We start from the raw sequence: 21,900 nt of genomic DNA, 5'->3' as shown, positions 1-21,900 counted from the left end.
ACGCGGGCTCTCTGAATCAACGCGGCGAGCTTGAGTCCATCGCGAGCAGGCTCGCTCCTACAGTGGTTTAGGTCGTGCCCGCTGCCTCTGTGGTCGTGACTTGCTCGCGATGGCGTCAGTAATCATCCCCGCGTTCAGTGACATCCTTTTCGAGCATGGGTGCGTCCGGAATGTGCCCGGCCGGGAACTTGCCCTTCAGATGCCACGCAAACGCAATGATCTCGGCAATCGTCAGATAGAGCTCCTGTGGAATGCTGTCCCCCAATTCCATGCGCGCCAACAATTTCACCAGCTCGGCGTTTTCGTAGATCGGCACTTCATGGTCGCGAGCGATCCGCAGGATTTCTTCCGCGAGTTCTTCATCGCCCTTGGCCGTGAGGGAAGGGGCATGGGTGCCGTCGTATTTGAGGGCGATGGCCTGGCGTGGGGCATTGGGGTTATTCATGCGTTTTCGTCGACCCAGCGTTGTTCGAGGCGGGTTTGGGGGCCTTGGGGCGGTGTGCCGAGGTGGCAATCGAGATCGCCGACGTTCAGGCCGGATGCCAGCAAACGTTCGCGCAATGCCGACAGGTTGCTTTCGATCAGGCTGGCGGTGTAGGGCCGCTCGGCCCACAGTTGGCTCGACAGGCTGCCTTTGATCAGCTGTGCCTGAACCAGCAGCGGCCCCAAGGGTTCCATGTCGAATGCCAGGTCGACGCGCCACAGTTGCTGTTTGGGCTCGCGTTCCTCGCGGCGTTCCTGTTGCGATTCTTTTTCGGGGGCTTCTTCTCGTTGGAACTTGACCTGCAACGGCACGATGTCCTGCAGGTTGCGCATCGGGATTTCCAGTTGCCAAGTGCTCACCAGGCGCCCGTCGGCGGTCACGCCGGTCTGTTCCAGACTCGACAACTGATGGCTCTGCAGGCGTGAAACCGCAGCGGCGGCCAGGCGCAGCAGATGTTCGAGGTCATCTTCACCCTCGGCGTTTTGCAGCAGGCGTTCGGGCAACGGGAAACTGGTCGGCGGCGGTTTGGCGCTGACCTGGCCGAGCATGCCCAGGGCGTTGCGCACGAAATTCGGCATGGCCTGGACCAGCGTATTTGCCGCGATGATCGCGCTGAGGTTGGTGTTGGGCTGAAGCGCTGGCGTCAATTGGGCGATCAGCTTCAGCAGGTCGGCCTTCAGGTCAGGCGCCAGTGTCGGGTTCTGCCCGGCCAGCAGCTTGGTCTCGAGGAACGTACCGCTGTTGAGTAATGCCTGGGCCAGGCCTTTGGCCGTACTCAGTTGCTGAACATCGGGCAGGCCGGCAAGCAGCCGGGAAGCGGCGGAGCGCAACTCGACGGAGGTCTGGTCGGAATCCGGCAGGTCTTGCAGAAGTTTGAGCAAACCGTCCAGCGAGCCTTGGCGACTTTGCTGGTCGACCAGTTGATGAGTCACCGCCAGTTGTTCCTGACGACTGCTCAAGGGCACGAATTTCAGTGTCTGAGTGTCTTGCACCTGTGCGCTCAGCAGGGTGCCGATGCGCAATGGCTGCGGGCTTTCGATGCTCAGGGTAGTGCCGCTCAGGACGGTATTGAGCAGGCTCACCATCGAGCGAAACACCGCTGGTTGGCCAGGCACCTGCGGCAACGCCTGGGAGGTCAGCACTTTGCCTTGCAGCAGCGTGCCGACCGGCAGTTGCGCCGTGTCGATACGGGTGAGGGTGGCGACGCTGGAGGCAATGGCTTGTTGCACGGTGACCGCCAGGTTGCTCGCCGACGGCTGAGTGACCACCATGCGGGTGCCTTGGGCCACCGGTTGGTTGCTGGTGGCCTGGACGGTGGTCTGACGGCCGCTGTCGAGGGTGACCTTGAGCAGCAATTGAAAAGTCTGATCCGCCTGCTTGAGCGACAGCACTTCGGCCGTGGCGGTCTGACCGGCGGTGATCAGGCCCTCCATCGGCGTCAGCAGCTTGATCAGCTCGCCGCTGACCGTCAGCGGACGTGCGGTCGCCGGAAGGGTCTGCGGTAGAGGTGGAGTGTTCATTTCGACTGTCATACGCGGTCACAACCTTGGGAAAATGCGCTCTTTAGAGTAGGAAATGGCATGTATAATGCGGCCCCGTTGTCTACAGGGCGGCCGAAACAATGAAATATTTGACCCAGCTCTCTGGTTCGGGCTGCCAATACCTTTATTCTGCCTCTCTTTAACGGCCGTGCCAGAGCCGACTTGAACCGTATAAGGCCCTTGAACCCTTGATCAGTCCTGTCCTGCAAACCGTTGCCCTTGCCTGTGAGCGAGACCTTCGGCTGCTCTTCGAAAATCTCGATTTGAGACTGGCCAGTGGCGAAATGGTACAGATCAGTGGCCCTAATGGCAGTGGTAAGACCAGCCTGCTACGCCTGCTTTCAGGCCTGATGCAGCCGACCGACGGTCAAGTTCTGCTCAATGGTCAGCCGCTCAACGAACAGCGCACGGAGCTGGCGCGTAACCTGCTGTGGATCGGCCATGCCGCGGGGATCAAGGACCTGCTGACCCCGGAAGAAAATTTGAGCTGGCTCTGCGCACTGCATCAGCCGGCCTCCCACGACGCCATCTGGCAGGCCCTGGCAACTGTCGGATTGCGCGGTTTCGAAGATGTTCCCTGTCACACCCTGTCCGCAGGCCAGCAACGCCGTGTGGCGCTGGCCCGGTTGTACCTGGACTGTCCACCGCTGTGGATCCTCGATGAGCCATTCACCGCCCTCGACAAGCAGGGCGTGGCGCAACTCGAAGAGCACCTGGCTGCGCATTGCGAGCGCGGCGGCGTCGTGGTGTTGACCACACACCACACCCTGAGCCGGATACCGGCCGGTTATCGCGACATTGATCTGGGGAAATGGGCCGTATGAGTGTTTTCGGCCTGTTGGTCGCCCGTGAGGCCCGTCTGCTGTTCCGCCGTCCGGCGGAGTTGGCCAATCCGCTGGTATTCTTCGCCATCGTCGTTTCGTTGTTCCCCTTGGCGGTGGGTCCCGAGTCTCAATTGTTGCAAACCTTGTCTCCGGGACTGGTCTGGGTCGCAGCCCTTTTATCGGTTTTGCTCTCGCTGGACGGGCTTTTCCGCAGTGATTTCGAAGATGGATCACTGGAACAGTGGGTCCTTTCGCCGCACCCCCTGGCTCTTCTGGTTTTGGCCAAGGTGCTGGCACACTGGGCGTTTTCCGGCCTGGCACTGGTTTTGCTCGCACCCTTGCTGGCGTTGATGCTCGGTTTGCCAGCCGCCTGTCTGCCGGTGTTGTTGCTTTCTTTATTGCTGGGTACACCAGTGCTGAGCCTGCTCGGTGCGGTGGGCGCGGCCCTGACGGTGGGTTTGAAGCGCGGCGGCCTGTTGCTGGCGTTGCTGATACTGCCGTTGTACATCCCGGTGTTGATTCTTGGCAGTGGCGCCTTGCAGGCGGCCTTGCAAGGCATGCCGGCGACCGGTTATCTCCTGTGGCTTGGCAGCCTGACCGCCCTGGCGATAACCCTGACACCTTTTGCAATAGCTGCTGGCCTGAAGATCAGCGTCGGCGAATAATGAGGTCTGGTTAAAAAACAACCAGTAAAGACCCTTTGGCTGACTCGTGATAACGAGCGGCAACCGTGATGGAAACAGTATGAACTGGACGTGGTTTCACAAGCTCGGCTCGCCCAAGTGGTTCTACGGCATCAGCGGCAAAATGCTGCCCTGGCTGAGTGTCGCGGCGTTGCTGCTGATCGGTGTTGGCGTGGTCTGGGGCCTGGCCTTCGCACCGCCTGACTACCAGCAGGGCAACAGTTTTCGCATCATCTATATCCACGTTCCAGCGGCCATGCTGGCGCAGTCCATCTATGTGATGCTGGCCGTGTGTGGCATCGTCGGACTGGTCTGGAAGATGAAACTGGCCGATGTCGCCCTGCAATGCGCGGCGCCCATCGGCGCCTGGATGACTGCCGTGGCACTGGTCACCGGCGCGATCTGGGGCAAACCGACCTGGGGCTCGTGGTGGGTCTGGGATGCCCGACTAACGTCCATGCTGATTCTGCTTTTCTTGTACTTCGGGCTCATTGCATTAGGCAACGCCATCAGCAATCGTGACAGCGCGGCCAAGGCGTGCGCGGTGCTGGCCATTGTCGGTGTGATCAACATCCCGATCATCAAGTACTCGGTGGAGTGGTGGAACACCCTGCACCAGGGCGCGACCTTCACCCTCACCGAAAAACCGGCCATGCCCGCCGAAATGTGGCTGCCATTGTTGCTGACGGCGCTTGGTTTCTATTGTTTCTTCGGTGCGGTGTTGCTGCTGCGCATGCGCCTCGAAGTGCTCAAGCGCGAGTCGCGGGCCACTTGGGTGAAGGCCGAAGTGGAAAACAGCCTGGAGGTCGTTCGATGAGTTTTGCTTCATTCGGCGACTTCATCGCCATGGGCCATCATGGCCTGTATGTCTGGTCAGCCTATGGCATTTGCCTGGCGGTTCTGGCCCTCAACGTGGCGGCGCCGATCCTGGCCCGCAAGCGCTATCTGCAACAAGAGGCGCGTCGTCTGCGCCGGGAGAACGGCAAGTGAATCCCCTGCGTAAAAAGCGTCTCATCATCATTCTCGGGATCCTGGTCGGTGTTGGCGCTGCCGTCGGCCTGGCCCTGAGCGCCCTGCAGCAGAACATCAATCTGTTTTACACCCCGACCCAGATCGCCAACGGCGAAGCCCCCCATGACACGCGCATCCGCGCTGGCGGCATGGTCGAGAAGGGGTCACTGCAACGTTCCAGCGACTCCCTGGACGTGAAGTTCATCGTCACCGACTTCAACAAGTCCGTCACCATCACCTATCGCGGCATCCTCCCGGACCTGTTCCGCGAAGGGCAGGGCATCGTCGCCCTGGGCAAACTCAACGCCGACGGCGTGGTGGTGGCCGATGAAGTGCTGGCCAAGCACGATGAGAAATACATGCCACCGGAAGTGACCAAGGCCCTCAAGGACAGTGGTCAAACTGCTCCAACACCTGCGAAGGAGGGTTGACCCATGACGTCCGCAATCTTCATCCCGGAACTGGGCCACCTGGCCATGATCCTGGCACTGTGCCTGGCGCTGGTTCAGGCCGTGGTGCCGCTGCTCGGTGCCTGGCGCGGCGACCGCTTGTGGATGAGCCTGGCCCAGCCTGCCGCCTGGGGCCAGTTCGCCTTTCTGGTATTTGCCTTCGGTTGCCTGACCTACGCCTTCATGACGGACGACTTCTCCGTCGCCTATGTGGCCAGCAACTCCAACAGCGCGTTGCCCTGGTACTACAAATTCAGCGCCGTGTGGGGCGCGCACGAAGGTTCGTTGCTGCTCTGGGCGCTGATCCTCGGCGGCTGGACCTTCGCGGTGTCGGTGTTCTCCCGGCAGTTGCCGCAAGTGATGCTGGCGCGGGTGCTGGCGGTCATGGGCATGATCAGCACTGGTTTCCTGCTGTTCCTGATCCTCACGTCCAACCCGTTCTCGCGGATCCTGCCGCAGATTCCGGCGGACGGCCGCGACCTCAATCCATTGTTGCAAGACATCGGCCTGATCGTGCACCCGCCGATGCTGTACATGGGCTATGTCGGCTTTTCCGTGGCCTTCGCCTTCGCCATTGCCGCATTGCTCGGCGGTCGTCTCGATGCTGCGTGGGCTCGTTGGTCGCGTCCCTGGACCATCGTGGCCTGGGCGTTCCTCGGTATCGGCATCACCCTGGGCTCGTGGTGGGCCTACTACGAACTCGGTTGGGGCGGCTGGTGGTTCTGGGACCCGGTGGAAAACGCGTCCTTCATGCCATGGCTGGTGGGCACTGCGCTGATCCACTCGTTGGCGGTCACGGAAAAGCGTGGCGTGTTCAAGAGCTGGACCGTGTTGCTGGCCATCGCCGCTTTCTCGCTGAGCCTGCTGGGGACCTTCCTGGTGCGTTCCGGGGTGCTGACCTCGGTGCACGCCTTTGCGTCCGATCCCGAGCGCGGCGTGTTCATCCTGATTTTCCTGTTGTTTGTGGTCGGTGGCTCGCTGACGCTGTTCGCCCTGCGCGCACCGGTGGTCAAGAGCCAGGTTGGCTTCAACCTCTGGTCGCGGGAAACCCTGCTGCTGGGCAACAACCTGGTGCTGGTGGTCGCGGCTTCGATGATCCTGTTGGGCACCTTGTATCCCTTGGTTCTGGATGCAATGACCGGCGCCAAGCTGTCGGTCGGCCCACCGTATTTCAACGCACTGTTCATTCCGTTGATGGCGTTGCTGATGCTGGTGATGGCGGTCGGCGTGATCGTGCGCTGGAAAGACACCCCGGTGAAATGGCTGGCAGGCATGCTGACCCCGGTGTTGCTCGGCAGCACCGCGCTGGCTGTGGTGGCGGGTGTCGCGTATGGCGATTTCAACTGGGCGGTGCTGGCGACCTTCCTGCTCGCCGCCTGGGTATTGCTGGCCGGTGTGCGTGACATCTTCGACAAGACTCGCCACAAAGGCCTGATCAAAGGCCTGCCGACCCTGACCCGCAGTTATTGGGGCATGCAGGTGGCGCACCTGGGCATCGCGGTCTGCGCCCTCGGCGTGGTGCTGTCGAGTCAGAACAGTGCCGAGCGCGACCTGCGCCTGGCGCCCGGCGAGTCGATGGACCTGGCCGGTTATCACTTCATCTTCGAAGGCGCCAAGCACTTCGAAGGCCCGAACTTCACGTCTGACAAGGGCACCATCCGGGTGATCCGCGACGGTCGGGAAGTCAGCGTGCTGCACCCGGAAAAACGCCTTTACACCGTGCAGAACTCGGTCATGACCGAAGCCGGGATCGACGCCGGCTTCACCCGCGACCTCTATGTCGCACTGGGTGAGCCGCTGGGCGATGGCGCCTGGGCCGTGCGCGTGCACGTCAAACCGTTCGTGCGCTGGATCTGGTTCGGCGGCTTGCTCACCGGCCTGGGCGGTGTGCTGGCGGCGCTGGATCGACGGTATCGGGTCAAGGTGAAAAGCCGAGTGCGTGAAGCACTGGGCATGTCGGGAGCCACTGCATGAGACGCTGGTTGATGCTGTTGCCACTGGTGATTTTTCTGGTGGTCGCTGTTTTCCTGTATCGCGGTCTGTACCTGGACCCGGCCGAGTTGCCCTCGGCCATGATCGACAAGCCCTTCCCGGAGTTTTCCCTGCCCGCGGTGCAGGGCGACAAGACCCTGACCCGCGCCGACATTCTGGGTAAACCGGCGCTGGTCAACGTGTGGGGCACCTGGTGCATTTCCTGCCGGGTCGAGCACCCGGTGCTGAACAAACTCGCCGAGAAGGGCGTGGTGATCTACGGCATCAACTACAAGGACGTCAATGCCGACGCCCTGAAGTGGCTGAGCGAGTACCACAACCCTTACCAGCTCGACATCCGCGATGACGAAGGCACCCTGGGCTTGAACCTCGGCGTCTACGGCGCGCCGGAAACCTTCTTCATCGACGCCAAGGGCATCATCCGCGACAAGTTTGTCGGCGTGATCGACGAGCAGGTCTGGCGCGAAAAACTGGCGGCCAAATATCAGGCGCTGGTCGACGAGGCCAAGCCATGAAGCGCTGGATCGCTGCCGTCATTTTGGGTTTGAGCCTGGTCGGTGTGGCGCAGGCGGCCATCGACACCTATGAGTTCGCCAAGGAAGGCGATCGCGAGCGTTTTCGCGAGCTGACCAAGGAGTTGCGTTGCCCCAAATGCCAGAATCAGGACATCGCCGACTCTAACGCCCCCATCGCTGCCGACCTGCGCAAAGAGATTTTCCGCATGCTCGGCGAGGGCAAGGACAACCAGCAGATCATCGATTTCATGGTTGATCGCTACGGTGACTTCGTCCGCTACAAACCGGCTCTCAACGCCAAGACTGCACTGCTCTGGTTCGGCCCGGCCGGTCTGCTGCTGGGCGGTTTTGTGATCATCGCGGTGATCGTCCGCCGTCGTCGCGTGCAACGCGCCGCCACCCCGGGCTCGCTTTCTGCCGAGGAGCGCGAGCGCCTCGACCACCTGTTGGATAAAAACCAAGAATGATTGATTTCTGGCTCGCTGCAGGTCTGCTGCTTCTGGTGGCCCTGAGTTTTCTGCTGATCCCCGTTCTGCGTAGTCGTCGCGCCCAGCTCGAAGAGGATCGTACCGCCCTGAACGTGGCGCTGTATCAAGAGCGCGTGGCTGAGTTGCAGACTCAGCAGGAAGAAGGCGTGCTCGATGCGGCGCAAATGGACGCCGGTCGCGCCGAAGCTGCCCGTGAATTGCTCGCCGACACCGAAGGCGTCGCCGCGCCACGGGTGTCGCGCCTGGGCAAGCCGGCACCGTTGCTGGCAGCCGTACTGGTGCCGGTGCTGGGCCTGGGTTTGTACCTGCATTTCGGTGCCAGCGACAAAGTCGAGCTGACCCGGGAATTCTCCCAGCCACCGCAGTCGATGGAAGAGATGACCCGGCGTCTGGAGCGTGCGGTCGCGGCGCAGCCCGATTCCGCTGAAGCCTTGTATTTCCTCGGTCGTACTTACATGACCCAGGATCGTCCTGCCGATGCCGCGAAGATTTTCGAGCGCACGGTGAACCTGGCCGGTCGTCAGCCGGAACTGCTCGGTCAATGGGCTCAGGCCCAGTATTTCGCCGATGGCAAGCAGTGGTCGGAGAAAATTCAGGCACTGACTGACGAAGCGCTCAAGGCTGATCCGAAAGAAGTCACCAGCCTCGGGCTGCTGGGTATCGCGGCTTTCGAAGGTCAGCGTTATCAGCAAGCCATCGATTACTGGAATCGCCTGTTGGAGCAATTGCCGCCGGACGACCAATCCCGCGTGGCGCTGCAGGGCGGCATTACCCGCGCCACCGAGAAACTGGTGGCCAGCGGCGGCAAGGTGGCCGAGGCGCCCGCAGCCAAACCGGCTGCGCGGCTCAAGGTTCATGTGGACCTGGCGGCCGAGCTGAAGGGCAAGGTCCAGCCTGGCGACAGCGTCTTCATCTTCGCGCGCGCCACTTCAGGCCCACCCGCGCCGTTGGCGGCCAAGCGCCTGACCGTGGCCGACTTGCCGGCGACCGTCGAACTGGGCGACGCCGACGCGATGATGCCGCAGTTGAAACTGTCGAACTTCCCTGAAGTCCAACTGGTTGCGCGCATCTCCCGTGCCGGTCAACCGACGGCAGGTGAGTGGGTCGGTCGCAGCCAGCCTCTGGCCAGCAGCACCACCGCGCCGCAGACACTGACCATCGACAGCCCGGACAAATAACAGGAAACGCCACCATGACCGCCATCGCTCGTATCACCTTGCTCAGCGTTGTTTTGGGGCTGAGCGCTTGTGCGGTCCAGCGGCCACCCGAACATCAGACCCCGCCACCGATCCCGTCGTCGCAGCCGGGCACCAAGCCGGCGCCTTCGACCGCGCCGGGTAAATCGACCACCCCGGCTAAACCCGCGAAACCGCTGCCACGTACCTCGGCCAGCTTCGCGCCACCGCCGGGTGGCAACAGTCATTGGGACCCGAAACTGGGTGTCTATGTGCTCGATGATCAACCGAACACGTTCTACCGCCAGCGCACCTACTACCGCTGGGATAACGGCTGGAGCCGCTCGATCAGCCCGAAAGGGCCGTGGGAAGAGACGGATATCCACGGTGTGCCGGGCGGTTTGGGGCGGCAATTCGGGCAGTGACGCAAAGGCGACCTTAGAGGTCGCCTTTTTTGTGCGCCCTGCTGACGACGACAGAGCGTCAGACGACTTCAACGCCGGATGGACGGAGCCCCGAACCCCGTGCGCGGCGGATTGCACTGGAGTAATGTGGCGGCCTTCGACGTGGCGGCCGGGGTTGAACAGTCGTGGCGAGCATGCACGGGTTTCGCGTGCAGCCCTTTGTCCGGACGGGCTGCCGTGGGTACAACGAGTCAGGCGACATGCAAGAAGGTATTTTGATGGCGGGCAGGTTGATCTATCTCATCGGACCTTCCGGCTCAGGCAAGGACAGCCTGCTGGAGGCCGCACGAGCACGGCTTACCGAACGTGGCTGCCGAATCGTGCGGCGGGTCATCACTCGCTCGGCGGAAGCGGTGGGGGAATCGGCGCTGGGTGTCAGCATGCAACAGTTCGCCGAAATGGAGGCCCGGGGCGCCTTTGCCCTGAGCTGGCACGCTAACGGCCTGGCCTATGGCATTCCGCGCGACATCGACGACTGGCTGGCGGCAGGGGAAGACGTGCTGGTCAATGGCTCTCGCGGGCACCTGCAGAACACTCGCGAGCGTTATCCCGACCTGGTCGTGCTCTTGCTGACCGTGGATCTGGCCGTGTTGCGCCAGCGCCTGCTGGCGCGCGGGCGTGAATCGGTGGTCGAGATCGATCGCCGACTGGCCCGCAATGCTCGTTTCAATGAGCGCTTGCTGGCCGATAGCGAGCCCGCCGTGCATCTGCTCGACAACTCCGGACCGCTGGATTACACGGTTGAACGCCTGCTGGTCTGCATCGACAAATCAAGCGCGTGAGCCCGATGATGTTGGCGCAGGTCGGGTCAATTCAGAGCGCTTTTGTCAGCAAGTCCTGACGGTGCCATTGGCCAACTCCGTGGCCATTCAGGCCATGGCCAGGGAAGTTGGTTTTGACACCGTCAAAAACCGCAGTAACGCCAACAACGGAAACGCACTGCCAACCACCACGATCCACAACCAGCCACCTTGTTCGTACACCAGGCTCGCCACCGACGAACCGAACGCACCGCCGATGAAGATGCTGGTCATGTACAGCGCATTGAGTCGGCTACGGCTTTTGGCGTCGAGAGCGTAGACCGCGCGTTGGCCGAGGACCATGTTCATCTGCACGCAAAAATCGAGTACCACGCCGGTCACCGCCAGACCGATAACGCTGTAGGCCGGGTGAATGAAGGCCGGCAGGAAGCTCAGGCTGGCAAACAACAGGGCCAGCAAGGATGCGACGCGGGTGTGGCCGGCATCGGCCAGACGACCGGCGATGGGCGCGGCGATGGCGCCGATGGCACCGACCAGCGCGAAGATCGCAATCTGGCTTTGCGACAGGCCATGGTTGCGCGCCAGCTCCAGTGGCACTGCGGTCCAGAACAGGCTGAACGTGGCGAACATGCACCCCTGGTAAAACGCGCGCTGACGCAACACCGGTTGTTTACGCAACAGCGTCCACAGCGAGCCCAACAGCTGCCCATAAGAAGCACTGTGATCGGGTTGGCGCTTGGGGATGGTCAGGGCCAGCACGATGCTGATGGCGACCATCAACAGCGCCGCGATGACAAACATCGCCCGCCAGCCGAAATGGTCCGCCACCACGCTGGAGACCGGCCGCGCCAGCAGAATCCCCAGCAGCAAACCGCCCATGATCCCGCCGACCACACGACCGCGAGACTCTTCCGGCGCCAAATGCGCGGCCAGTGGAATCAGGATCTGCACCGACACTGAACTGAAGCCCACCAGCAGCGAAATCAGCAAAAACACGTTCGGCTGAGCGGTAAACGCCGCGCCCAGCAGACTGGCAATCGCCACCACTGTGGTGATGATCATCAGCCGGCGATTCTCGAGCAAATCACCCAGTGGTACCAGGAAGAACAGGCCCAGCGCATAACCGATCTGGGTCAACGAAACGATCAGGCTGGCCATGGTGTTGGTCAGGCCGATATCCGGCGCGATCAGACCGATGATGGGTTGGGCGTAATAAATATTGGCCACGATGGCGCCACAACAGAAAGCGAACAGCAGCACCATGCCTCGGGTCATTGTCGCGGTGCCGTGGGGCGCCTGGGTCGCTGGGTTCATAACGTGTCTCGCTGAACAAAAGGGAATGCGCGCAGGCTAATGGCCTGACCGGTACGGCAGAAGAGTGATTGGAGTGATAGCACTCATTTCATTGCGGAATGAGTGACGGGATCCTGTGCCGTCGGCCCGTGAACCTGGCGTCGAAATCTTGTGGGCTGATGATACATTCACTTACATCCTGTTCGATAGCATGCTTATGTTCGCCGCTTCACTTCCTGACTTTAGCGAAAGTCAGGTCCATGATTTTCTGCGGCAATTTGAGCTGAAATGGCAAGCCCCACAGGAGCGAGTTTTTTTCGCGAAAATCCGGATGACCAGTGGCGCACTTGGGTTTTTCGTGAGCAGGCTCGCTCCTACAGGGGGGTGGCGGTGTACAACGAAAAAGGCGACCTGTTGAGGTCGCCTTTTTCATTACTGCCAGGGTTTACTGCGCATAAATCTGATCGAAAACCCCGCCATCATTGAAGTGGGTTTTCTGCACGGTGCGCCAGTCGCCGAAGGTCTTCTCAACCGAGAGGAAGTCGACTTTCGGGAAGCGGTCGGTGTACTTGGCCAGCACGGCCGGGTCACGCGGGAGCAGGTAGTTGGCGGCGGCGATTTCCTGTCCTTCCGGCGACCACAGGTACTTCAGGTACTCCTCGGCGGCGGCGCGGGTGCCTTTCTTGTCGACGGTTTTGTCGACCACCGACACCGGCGGCTCGGCTTCGGCGGAGACGCTCGGGTAGATGACTTCAAACTGGTCGCGGCCGAACTCGCGGGCGATCATTTCCGCTTCGTTTTCGAAGGTCACCAGCACATCGCCGATCTGGTTGGTCATGAACGTGGTGGTCGCGGCACGACCACCGGTATCGAGTACTGGCGCCTGTTTGAACAGTTTGCCGACGAAGGCTTTGGCCTTGTTCTCGTCGCCGCCGTTCTTAAGCACGTAGCCCCACGCCGACAGGTAGGTGTAGCGGCCGTTACCCGAGGTTTTCGGGTTAGGCACGATCACTTGCACGCCATCCTTGAGCAGGTCCGGCCAATCCTTCAGGGCTTTCGGGTTGCCCTTGCGGACGATGAACACGGTGGCCGAGGTAAACGGCGCGCTGTTATTCGGCAGGCGCGTCACCCAGTTGTCCGGGACCAGTTTGCCGTTGTCCGCCAGGGCATTGATGTCGGTGGCCATGTTCATGGTGATGACGTCAGCCGGTAGGCCGTCGATGACCGAACGCGCCTGTTTGCTGGAGCCGCCGAAGGACATCTGCAGGGTGATGTTTTCGTTGTGTTCGGCTTGCCAGTGTTTCTGGAACGCAGTGTTGTAGTCCTTGTAGAAATCGCGCATCACGTCGTAGGACACGTTGAGCAGGGTCGGTGCGGCCTGAACCACACTGGTCAGTGCCAGGCCAGCGGCCAGAAGTGAGGCGCCAAAGAGTTTTTTCACTGCGCAATCCTTGTTCTGAAAGTTTGTTTTTAAAGTTGAGGCAATTTGCCAGCGACTATAGCCGGGCGCGCATAGACCTTTAAAGATTAAAAAGTGCTTTTCTTATTCCAGTTTTTTGAACAATGCATTGCCGCAACGAGAGCAGAACGCGGCGTCGGGTTCGTGGCTGTTTTTCCGACACACCGGGCAAGGGTGCTGCAGGGTGTCGCCACGCATGGCATTGGCCAGTTCGGCAGTAAAAATACCGGTCGGCACGGCGATGATCGAGTAACCGGTGATCATCACCAGCGAGGAAACCACCTGTCCCAGCGGCGTCTTCGGCACGATATCGCCGAAGCCTACGGTGGTCAGGGTCACGATAGCCCAATAGATGCCTTTGGGAATGCTGGTGAAGCCATGTTCCGGGCCTTCGATCACGTACATCAGCGTACCGAACACCGTCACCAGCGTGCAGACGCTGACCAGGAATACCACGATTTTCTGCTTGCTGCCGCGCAGGGCGGACATCAGGTAGTTGGCTTGTTTCAGGTAAGGGCTGAGCTTGAGTACGCGGAAAATCCGCAGCATCCGGATGATCCGGATAATCAGCAGGTACTGCGCATCGCTGTAATACAGCGCGAGGACGCCGGGTACGATGGCCAGCAAATCCACCAGGCCATAAAAGCTGAAGGCGTAGCGCAGCGGCTTGGGCGAACAGTACAGGCGCAGGCCATATTCGATGGCGAAGATGACCGTGAAACCCCATTCGATATACGCCAGTAGATCGGCGTAGTTCTGGTGCACCGCATCGATGCTGTCGAGCATCACGACCACCAGGCTGGCGAGGATGATCAACAGCAAAATGCCGTCGAAACGCCGACCGGCCTTGGTGTCGGTCTGGAAAACCATGACGTAGAGTTGTTCACGCCAATTTTTAGTGCTGCTGTCCATGGATAACGCCTGACTCGAGAATCAGCGCAGCCTAGGTCGATTCTCCCCGGGAACGCAAGGCACCGAGGCATCCATGGTGTTGCCGAACACTTGAGCAACCGAACGGACCAGCCAGCCGGCGAGGATGAACGGCGCGGTCAGCGTGGGCAGACCGATCGCGGCGAACACCGGCGTCAGCAGCAGCGCCAATGCAATGCCGGCCAGTGGCAGCCACGGCTGCTGGCGTTGCGCACTGAAGGCGAGGGCGACGAGCACGGCGTTATAGCCACCGAGGCCGAGCAGCGCGGTATAGAAGTCATGGTGCAGCAGGCTCCAGCCCATGCCCGCGACAGATGCCAACAACGCCCAGCAGAATGCGCGACGGTCAGCCATCAGCAAGCCGGCGGCGATGATCGCACCGGCCAGCGGCTGACCGAGGAACATCACCTGAGCGAAGCCTTTGAGTGGTGCAGCGAGCATGTTCAGCGTGTTGATTTCGATCAAATGCGCCTGGGTCGAGGGCGTAGCAAAGCACAGCAACACCCAGCTCAAGACCACGAAGGGTGCGGTGTAGGCGGGCAGGCATTGGCTGAACCGGGCACGCTTGAGCCACTGTTGAGTGAGCATCGCGCTCAGCCCGCCGCAGGCGATGATCACCAGCGGCAGCATGGCCGACCAGGGGAAATAGAGGCTCAGCAACAACCCGAGCAAAACGCCGTTGTAACTGAACAGCCCGGCCTGGCGATCGGCCTTGGCGTAGCCACGACGTTGCGCGGTGAGTAACCCGGCGACGCCGCCGAGCAGCGCGCCGCCGAGCAGGGCGGGTGCGGTAAACAGAATGGCGAGCAGGCACAGCAGACCGAACAGCGGATGACGCTGGAGGAATATCTGACTGAAGCCGTTGAGCAAGGCCGTCGCCCAATCGGGGCAATGGGTGTTGAAGTGGTTGGCAGGCATGGCAGTTCTGAAAGTCAATGAAACCGAGTCCCCGGCATCGCCAGCCGGCTGGCTCCCACACTGAATCTCTGTTCAGTATTGATTTCGTGATCGACACAAAACCCGTGTGTGAGCCAGCCGGCTGGCGATGAGGCCGGTATGGGCGCTCTAGATCAACGTCTCGATGCGCAAAGAGTTAGTCGATCCTGGCTGCCCAAACGGCACACCCGCCGTGATCAACAACGTGTCGCCACGCTGGGCCATGCCCTGGGCCTGGGCGATCTCCAGCGCCGTCGAGCAGACTTCATCGACCTGGCGCAGGCGATCGTTGACCACCGAGTGCACGCCCCACGCCACGCTCAGGCGACGGGCGGTTTGCAGGTTCGGCGTCAGGTTGAGGATCGGCACCGTCGGCCGCTCCCGTGCCGCCCGCAGGGTCGACGCGCCGGACTCGCTGTAATTGACCAGCACCGCCACCGGCAGCACATTGCTGATGCGACGGATCGCGCAGCTGATCGCATCGGAAACGGTCGCTTCGGCTTTCGGTCGGCTAACGTCCAGCTGGGTCTGGTAGTCCGGCCCGTTTTCCACCTGACGGATGATTTTGCTCATCATCTGCACGGCTTCCAGCGGGTATTCACCGGAGGCGGTTTCCGCCGACAGCATCACCGCGTCCGCACCTTCGGCCACGGCGTTGGCCACGTCTGTGACTTCGGCGCGGGTTGGGGCCGGCGAGAAACGCATCGACTCGAGCATCTGCGTTGCCACCACCACCGGTTTACCGAGCTGGCGACACGTGCTGATGATGTTTTTCTGGATCTGCGGCACGCTTTCGGCCGGCACCTCCACGCCGAGGTCGCCGCGGGCAACCATGATCGCGTCGCTTAACTCGGCGATTTCCCGCAGTTGGGTCACCGCCGACGGTTTCTCGATCTTGGCCATCAAGAACGCTCTGTCGCCGATCAAGGCGCGGGCTTCGCGGATGTCGTCCGGACGTTGCACGAACGACAGTGCCACCCAGTCCACACCGAGTTCGAGACCGAAGCTCAAGTCGCGGCGATCCTTGGCGGTCAACGGGCTCAGGTCGAGCACCGCTTGCGGCACGTTCACCCCTTTGCGATCCGACAGTTCGCCGCCATTGAGCACGGTGGTGTCGATGGCGTCGGCGTATTGGGTGACCACCCGCAGGCGCAGCTTGCCGTCATCCAGCAGCAGGTCCATGCCTGGCTCCAGCGCGGCGATGATTTCCGGGTGCGGCAGGTTGACCCGCCGCTCATCGCCTGGCGTGGTGTCGAGGTCCAGGCGCAGGGCCTGACCGCGTATCAGTTGCACCTTGCCCTCGGCGAACTTGCCGACCCGCAGTTTCGGGCCTTGCAGGTCCATCAGGATGCCCAGCGGATAATTCAGCTGGCGCTCGACTTCACGGATCCACTGATAGCGCTGGGCGTGGTCGGCGTGATCGCCGTGGCTGAAGTTCAGGCGGAAGATATTGACCCCGGCCTGCACCAGCTCGCGGATGTCGTCGATTCCGTCGGTGGCAGGGCCAAGGGTGGCGAGGATTTTGACCTTTTTATCAGGCGTCATGGTTTTGGGCTCTCGAGAATCAGAATGGCGCGGAAGTCGTTGACGTTGGTGCGGGTCGGCTCGGTGACGATCAGTGCGTCCAGCGCCTCGAAGTAGCCGTAACCATTGTTGTTGTCCAACTCGTCGCTGGCGCTCAAGCCCAGGGCAGTGGCACGCTCGTAACTGTCCGGGGTCATGATCGCGCCGGCGTTGTCTTCGGAACCGTCGATGCCGTCGGTGTCACCGGCCAGCGCGTAGACACCGGGCAGGCCCTTGAGGCTGTCGGTCAGGCTGAGCAGGAATTCGGCGTTGCGTCCGCCCCGGCCATTGCCGCGCACGGTCACGGTGGTTTCGCCGCCCGAGAGAATCACGCACGGCGCCGGCAATGGCTGGCCGTGCAGGACCACTTGGCGGGCGATGCCAGCGTGGACTTTGGCCACCTCGCGGGATTCGCCTTCCAAGTCGCCCAGAATCAACGGGCTGAAGCCGGCCTGGCGGCATTTCACGGCCGCTGCCTCCAACGATTGTTGCGGGCGGGCGATCAACTGGAAATGACTGCGGGCCAGGCTTGGGTCGCCGGGCTTGACCGTCTCCGATTCCGGGCTTTGCAGCCAAGTGCGCACGGACGCCGGAACTTCAATGGCGTAGCGCTTGAGAATCGCCAGGGCCTCGGCCGAAGTGCTCGGATCGGCCACGGTGGGGCCGGAAGCGATAACCGTGGCGAGGTCGCCCGGTACATCGGAAATCGCGTAGGTATAGACAGTGGCGGGCCAGCAGGCCTTGCCCAGGCGACCGCCCTTGATCGCCGAGAGGTGCTTGCGCACGCAGTTCATCTCGCCGATGGTCGCGCCGGATTTGAGCAGGGCTTTGTTGATCGACTGCTTGTCGGCCAGGGTGATGCCGGCGGCGGGCAGGGCGAGCAAGGCCGACCCTCCGCCCGAGAGCAGGAAGATCACCCGGTCGGCTTCGGTCAGGTTGCTGACCAGTTCAAATACCCGTTTGGCCACGGCCTGGCCGGCTGCATCCGGTACCGGGTGCGCGGCTTCGACCACTTCGATTTTTTCGCAGGGCGCGCCGTGACCGTAACGCGTCACGACCAGGCCGGACACTTCGCCCTGCCAGCAGCGCTCGACCACCTGGGCCATGGCAGCCGCGGCTTTGCCGGCGCCGATGACGATCACCCGACCGCTGCGATCTTTGGGCAAATGGGCTTCGAGGACTTGCTGCGGATGGGCGGCGTCGATGGCTGTGGCGAACAGCTCGCGCAGGAATTGTTGCGGATCGACCGACATGGCGGGCTCCCGGATTTTCTTGTTATTGGAGGTGGAGCAACCCGGATCCTTGTGGGAGCCAGCCTGCTGGCGATTCAGGCGCCGAGGTCTATCAGACACACCGGGTCGACTTCATCGCCAGCAGGCTGGCTCCCACAGGTCAGGCAGGGCTTACTTCTTATCGCGAATCGAGAAGTTCGCCATGTGCTCCAGGCCTTTGATCAGTGCCGAGTGATCCCAGTTGCTGCCTCCGATGGCCGCGCAGGTGCTGAACACTTGCTGGGTGTTGGCGGTGTTCGGCAGGTTGATGTTCAGCTCCTTGGCGCCTTGCAGGGCCAGGTTCAGGTCCTTCTGGTGCAGGCTGATGCGGAAGCCCGGATCGAAGGTGCCCTTGATCATGCGCTCGCCGTGCACTTCGAGGATTTTCGACGAAGCGAAACCGCCCATCAGCGCTTCACGCACCTTGGCTGGATCGGCGCCGTTTTTCGAAGCGAACAGCAGGGCTTCCGCCACGGCCTGGATGTTCAGCGCCACGATGATCTGGTTCGCCACTTTCGCGGTTTGGCCATCACCATTGCCACCGACCAGGGTGATGTTCTTGCCCATGGCCTGGAACAGCGGCAAGGCGCGTTCGAAGGCGTCGGCGTCGCCACCGACCATGATGCTCAGGGTCGCCGCCTTGGCGCCGACTTCACCGCCGGACACAGGCGCGTCGAGGTACTGGGCGCCTTTCTCGTTGACCTTGGCAGCGAAAGCCTTGGTGGCGGTCGGCGAGATCGAGCTCATGTCGATCACGATTTTGCCTTTGCCAACGCCGGCGGCAACGCCATCGGCGCGGAACAGCACGTCATCGACCTGCGGGGTATCCGGCACCATGACGATGATGAATTCGGCTTCCTGGGCCACTTCTTTCGGGTTTGCCAGGGCAACGGCGCCAGCGGCGACCAGGTCGGCGGGCGCGGCGTCGTGGTGTGCCGACAGGAACAGGCTGTGACCGGCTTTCTGCAGGTTCGCCGCCATTGGGTGGCCCATGATGCCGGTGCCGATAAATCCGATTTTAGCCATGAGAAAATCCTCTTGTTTTTGTGCTTTTTGTAGGCGCGAGCTTGCTCGCGAAAAACTCAACGAAAAACGCGTGTTGCCTGAATAAAACGCGGCGTCTGATCGATCTTCGCGAGCAGGCTCGCTCCTACAGGTAATAGGTCAAATCGCGTTATGGGTTTTCAGCCAGCCCAAGCCCGCTTCAGTGGTGGTCAACGGCTTGTATTCGCAGCCGACCCAGCCCTGATAGCCGATACGGTCCAGGTGTTCGAACAGGAAGCGGTAGTTGATTTCACCGGTGCCTGGTTCGTGACGCCCCGGGTTGTCCGCGAGCTGCACGTGGTTGATCTCGGCCAGGTGCGATTGCAGGGTGCGGGCCAGATCGCCTTCCATGATTTGCATGTGATAGATGTCGTATTGCAGGAACAGGTTGGCGCTGCCGACCTGCTCGCGAATCGACAGGGCTTGCGCCGTGTTGTTCAGGTAGAAGCCCGGGATGTCGCGGGTGTTGATCGCTTCCATCACCAGTTTGATGCCCGCCGCCTGCAGCTTGTCGGCCGCGTACTTGAGGTTGGCGACGAAGGTTTTTTCCACGGTGGCATCGTCTATGCCTTGTGGGCGAATCCCGGCCAGGCAGTTGACCTGGGTGTTGCCCAGTACTTGTGCGTACGCGATCGCCAGGTCGACGCCGGCGCGGAACTCTTCGACCCGGTCCGGCAGGCAGGCAATGCCGCGTTCGCCCTGGGCCCAGTCACCGGCCGGCAGGTTGAACAGCACTTGGGTCAGACCGTTTGCGTCGAGCTTGGCCTTGATTTCGGCGGAGCTGAAGTCGTACGGAAACAGGTATTCCACGCCAGTGAAACCGGCCTTGGCGGCGGCTTCGAAGCGGGTGAGAAAGTCCTGTTCGGTGAACAGCATGGACAGGTTGGCTGCGAAACGCGGCATGGTGGTCTCCGTAAATCTGTGAGTGCCCCCTGTAGGAGCCGGCTTGTTGGCTCCTACAATGGAACGATCAATAGTCAATCAAGTAACGAAATCGCCGTCGGTGCGTCGTTGCCGACCAGCGCCAGGTCTTCGAATTCGTTGACGGCGTTGATCTCTGTACCCATGGAAATGTTGGTCACGCGCTCCAGGATAATCTCAACGATCACCGGCACCTTGAACTCTTCGATCAGCTCCTGGGCCTTGCGCAGGGCAGGCTGGATCTGAGCCGGTTCGAACACGCGCAGCGCCTTGCAGCCGAGGCCTTCGGCAACCGCGACGTGGTCGACACCGTAGCCGTTGAGTTCCGGCGCGTTCAGGTTATCGAAGGACAGCTGCACGCAGTAGTCCATGTCGAAGCCGCGCTGCGCCTGACGGATCAACCCCAGGTACGAGTTGTTCACCACGACGTGGATGTAGGGCAGCTTGAACTGCGCGCCCACGGCCAGTTCTTCGATCATGAACTGGAAGTCGTAGTCGCCCGACAGTGCGACAACCTTGCGGTCCGGGTCGGCCTTGACCACGCCCAGCGCCGCCGGAATGGTCCAGCCCAACGGGCCGGCCTGACCGCAGTTGATCCAGTGACGTGGCTTGTAGACGTGCAGGAACTGCGCGCCAGCAATCTGCGACAGACCGATGGTGCTGACATAGCAAGTGTCCTTGCCGAACACCTGGTTCATCTCTTCATACACGCGCTGCGGCTTGACCGGCACGTTGTCGAAGTGAGTCTTGCGTTGCAGGCTGGCCTTGCGTTGTTGGCAATCCTGTAACCAGGCGCTGCGGTTTTTCAGCTTGCCGGCAGCTTGCCATTCGCGAGCGACTTCGATGAACACGGTCAGCGCGGCAGCGGCGTCGGAAACGATGCCCAGGTCCGGGGTGAACACGCGGCCGATCTGCGTGCCTTCGATATCGACGTGAATGAACTTGCGGCCTTCGGTGTAGACATCCACCGAACCGGTGTGACGGTTGGCCCAGCGGTTACCGATACCCAGCACCACGTCGGATTTCAACATCGTGGCGTTGCCGTAGCGGTGCGAAGTCTGCAAGCCAACCATGCCGACCATCAGCGGGTGATCGTCCGGGATGGTGCCCCAGCCCATCAGGGTCGGGATGACCGGGATGCCGGTCAGTTCAGCGAACTCAACCAACAGATCGCTGGCATCGGCGTTGATGATGCCGCCACCGGCCACCAGCAATGGACGCTCGGCCTGATCGAGCAAGGCCAGCGCCTTCTCGACCTGAACACGGGTCGCCGTCGGCTTGGCCAGCGGCAGTGGCTGGTAGGCGTCGATATCGAATTCGATTTCGGCCATCTGTACGTCGAACGGCAGGTCGATCAGCACCGGGCCAGGACGGCCGGAACGCATTTCGTAGAACGCTTTCTGGAACGCGTAAGGCACTTGGCCCGGCTCCAGAACCGTGGTTGCCCACTTGGTGACTGGCTTGACGATGCTGGTGATGTCGACAGCCTGGAAGTCTTCCTTGTGCATACGGGCGCGGGGTGCTTGCCCTGTGATGCACAGGATTGGAATCGAGTCGGCCGAGGCGCTGTAGAGCCCGGTGACCATGTCGGTGCCGGCAGGGCCGGAAGTGCCGATGCACACGCCGATGTTGCCGGCCTTGGTGCGGGTGTAGCCCTCGGCCATGTGCGACGCGCCTTCAACGTGGCGGGCGAGGACGTGATCGATGCCGCCGACCTTTTGCAGGGCGGAGTACAGCGGGTTGATGGCGGCACCGGGGATGCCAAAAGCGGTATCAACCCCTTCGCGGCGCATCACCAGAACGGCGGCTTCGATTGCTCTCATTTTGCTCATGGTTTTGTGCCTCTTTACGTTTTGTAATTGTATACAAGTGGCTTTGCGCAGAGTGTATTCACGGCGGACGGCGCAGGTCAATCCATTTTCTCAAGCGGTTGTTTCATTCGTCGGAAGCCCTATTTAGTGTGGCTTTTCGTCGCATGTGGCGCTTTTCGATAATTATTGTATACAAAAATATAATTCATTGTGTTCTATTTGTTGCATCGGGCTGCAGTACATCGAAGCAGTCCAACGGCTTTCCGAAAAACAAAATGAGGACGG

At 61.4% G+C, this 21,900-nt stretch carries 22 protein-coding genes; 11 read left to right on the top strand and 11 right to left on the bottom strand.

Going from position 1 to position 21,900, the window contains the following annotated elements; all coding sequences use genetic code 11:
• Positions 1 to 115: 115 nt before the first annotated feature.
• Both GQ39_RS17095 and fliK read right to left on the bottom strand, forming a co-directional pair.
• Positions 116 to 445, bottom strand: coding sequence for an EscU/YscU/HrcU family type III secretion system export apparatus switch protein (locus GQ39_RS17095; RefSeq protein WP_047531947.1), 330 nt, complete (start codon positions 443 to 445; stop codon positions 116 to 118).
• Positions 442 to 2,016: a flagellar hook-length control protein FliK gene (gene fliK, locus GQ39_RS17090; RefSeq protein WP_047531946.1), complete on the bottom strand. Its 1,575-nt coding sequence runs from the start codon at positions 2,014 to 2,016 to the stop codon at positions 442 to 444. The genes GQ39_RS17095 and fliK overlap by 4 nt, the downstream gene beginning before the upstream one ends.
• Before the next feature lie 197 nt (positions 2,017 to 2,213).
• On the opposite strand from fliK, the gene ccmA reads away from it, so the two are divergent.
• From ccmA to phnN, 11 genes are all read left to right on the top strand, one after another.
• Positions 2,214 to 2,849 carry a cytochrome c biogenesis heme-transporting ATPase CcmA gene (ccmA, locus tag GQ39_RS17085; protein ID WP_047531945.1) on the top strand — a complete coding sequence of 212 codons (636 nt, stop codon included), beginning with the start codon at positions 2,214 to 2,216 and terminating at the stop codon, positions 2,847 to 2,849.
• A complete protein-coding gene (gene ccmB / locus GQ39_RS17080; RefSeq protein WP_007980754.1) occupies positions 2,846 to 3,514 on the top strand; it encodes a heme exporter protein CcmB in 669 nt (222 codons plus the stop codon). The genes ccmA and ccmB overlap by 4 nt, the downstream gene beginning before the upstream one ends.
• Positions 3,515 to 3,593: 79 nt before the next feature.
• Positions 3,594 to 4,349, top strand: a complete 756-nt coding sequence (locus tag GQ39_RS17075; protein ID WP_047531944.1) for a heme ABC transporter permease — start codon at positions 3,594 to 3,596, stop codon at positions 4,347 to 4,349.
• A complete protein-coding gene (gene ccmD, locus GQ39_RS17070) occupies positions 4,346 to 4,522 on the top strand; it encodes a heme exporter protein CcmD (protein ID WP_007980758.1) in 177 nt (58 codons plus the stop codon). The genes GQ39_RS17075 and ccmD overlap by 4 nt, the downstream gene beginning before the upstream one ends.
• Positions 4,519 to 4,974: a cytochrome c maturation protein CcmE gene (gene ccmE, locus GQ39_RS17065; protein WP_047531942.1), complete on the top strand. Its 456-nt coding sequence runs from the start codon at positions 4,519 to 4,521 to the stop codon at positions 4,972 to 4,974. Before ccmD ends, ccmE begins: the two co-directional genes overlap by 4 nt.
• A gap of 3 nt (positions 4,975 to 4,977) precedes the next feature.
• Positions 4,978 to 6,966, top strand: coding sequence for a heme lyase CcmF/NrfE family subunit (locus GQ39_RS17060; RefSeq protein WP_047531940.1), 1,989 nt, complete (start codon positions 4,978 to 4,980; stop codon positions 6,964 to 6,966).
• Entirely contained in the window at positions 6,963 to 7,499 is a 537-nt protein-coding gene (locus GQ39_RS17055) for a DsbE family thiol:disulfide interchange protein (protein ID WP_047531938.1), read from the top strand. Before GQ39_RS17060 ends, GQ39_RS17055 begins: the two co-directional genes overlap by 4 nt.
• Positions 7,496 to 7,966 (top strand): cytochrome c-type biogenesis protein, encoded by a 471-nt coding sequence (locus GQ39_RS17050; RefSeq protein ID WP_047531936.1) that lies wholly within the window; start codon positions 7,496 to 7,498, stop codon positions 7,964 to 7,966. Before GQ39_RS17055 ends, GQ39_RS17050 begins: the two co-directional genes overlap by 4 nt.
• Positions 7,963 to 9,165, top strand: coding sequence for a c-type cytochrome biogenesis protein CcmI (gene ccmI / locus GQ39_RS17045; protein ID WP_047531934.1), 1,203 nt, complete (start codon positions 7,963 to 7,965; stop codon positions 9,163 to 9,165). The genes GQ39_RS17050 and ccmI overlap by 4 nt, the downstream gene beginning before the upstream one ends.
• A 14-nt stretch (positions 9,166 to 9,179) precedes the next feature.
• The gene (locus tag GQ39_RS17040) at positions 9,180 to 9,587 is read left to right on the top strand and encodes a hypothetical protein (protein WP_047531932.1); all 408 of its coding nucleotides are present in this window, start codon (positions 9,180 to 9,182) and stop codon (positions 9,585 to 9,587) included.
• A 257-nt stretch (positions 9,588 to 9,844) separates the two neighbouring features.
• Positions 9,845 to 10,408 carry a phosphonate metabolism protein/1,5-bisphosphokinase (PRPP-forming) PhnN gene (gene phnN / locus GQ39_RS17035; protein ID WP_047538973.1) on the top strand — a complete coding sequence of 188 codons (564 nt, stop codon included), beginning with the start codon at positions 9,845 to 9,847 and terminating at the stop codon, positions 10,406 to 10,408.
• Between the two features lie 87 nt (positions 10,409 to 10,495).
• Here phnN and GQ39_RS17030 read toward each other — a convergent pair whose 3' ends face one another.
• The 9 genes from GQ39_RS17030 to gcl form a co-directional block, all read right to left on the bottom strand.
• Positions 10,496 to 11,701, bottom strand: coding sequence for an MFS transporter (locus GQ39_RS17030; protein WP_047531930.1), 1,206 nt, complete (start codon positions 11,699 to 11,701; stop codon positions 10,496 to 10,498).
• Between the two features lie 424 nt (positions 11,702 to 12,125).
• Positions 12,126 to 13,121 (bottom strand): sulfate ABC transporter substrate-binding protein, encoded by a 996-nt coding sequence (locus GQ39_RS17020; RefSeq protein WP_047531926.1) that lies wholly within the window; start codon positions 13,119 to 13,121, stop codon positions 12,126 to 12,128.
• A 102-nt stretch (positions 13,122 to 13,223) separates the two neighbouring features.
• A complete protein-coding gene (locus GQ39_RS17015; RefSeq protein WP_047531924.1) occupies positions 13,224 to 14,051 on the bottom strand; it encodes an ion transporter in 828 nt (275 codons plus the stop codon).
• A gap of 21 nt (positions 14,052 to 14,072) precedes the next feature.
• Complete coding sequence (locus GQ39_RS17010; RefSeq protein WP_047531923.1) at positions 14,073 to 14,987, bottom strand: urea transporter; 915 nt, start codon at positions 14,985 to 14,987, stop codon at positions 14,073 to 14,075.
• A gap of 147 nt (positions 14,988 to 15,134) precedes the next feature.
• Complete coding sequence (gene pyk / locus GQ39_RS17005) at positions 15,135 to 16,550, bottom strand: pyruvate kinase (RefSeq protein WP_047531921.1); 1,416 nt, start codon at positions 16,548 to 16,550, stop codon at positions 15,135 to 15,137.
• Positions 16,547 to 17,821: a glycerate kinase type-2 family protein gene (locus tag GQ39_RS17000; protein WP_047531919.1), complete on the bottom strand. Its 1,275-nt coding sequence runs from the start codon at positions 17,819 to 17,821 to the stop codon at positions 16,547 to 16,549. Before GQ39_RS17000 ends, pyk begins: the two co-directional genes overlap by 4 nt.
• A gap of 150 nt (positions 17,822 to 17,971) precedes the next feature.
• Positions 17,972 to 18,865 (bottom strand): 2-hydroxy-3-oxopropionate reductase, encoded by an 894-nt coding sequence (locus GQ39_RS16995; RefSeq protein WP_047531917.1) that lies wholly within the window; start codon positions 18,863 to 18,865, stop codon positions 17,972 to 17,974.
• Between the two features lie 138 nt (positions 18,866 to 19,003).
• A complete protein-coding gene (hyi, locus tag GQ39_RS16990) occupies positions 19,004 to 19,786 on the bottom strand; it encodes a hydroxypyruvate isomerase (RefSeq protein WP_047531915.1) in 783 nt (260 codons plus the stop codon).
• Between the two features lie 74 nt (positions 19,787 to 19,860).
• Positions 19,861 to 21,636, bottom strand: coding sequence for a glyoxylate carboligase (gene gcl / locus GQ39_RS16985; protein ID WP_047531913.1), 1,776 nt, complete (start codon positions 21,634 to 21,636; stop codon positions 19,861 to 19,863).
• Positions 21,637 to 21,900: the final 264 nt, after the last annotated feature.

The organism is Pseudomonas sp. 11/12A (assembly GCF_000800055.1).
GTDB lineage: Bacteria > Pseudomonadota > Gammaproteobacteria > Pseudomonadales > Pseudomonadaceae > Aquipseudomonas > Aquipseudomonas mohnii.
Note: the sequence above shows the minus strand (reverse complement) of the source record. Positions and strands in the feature narration are given on the sequence as shown.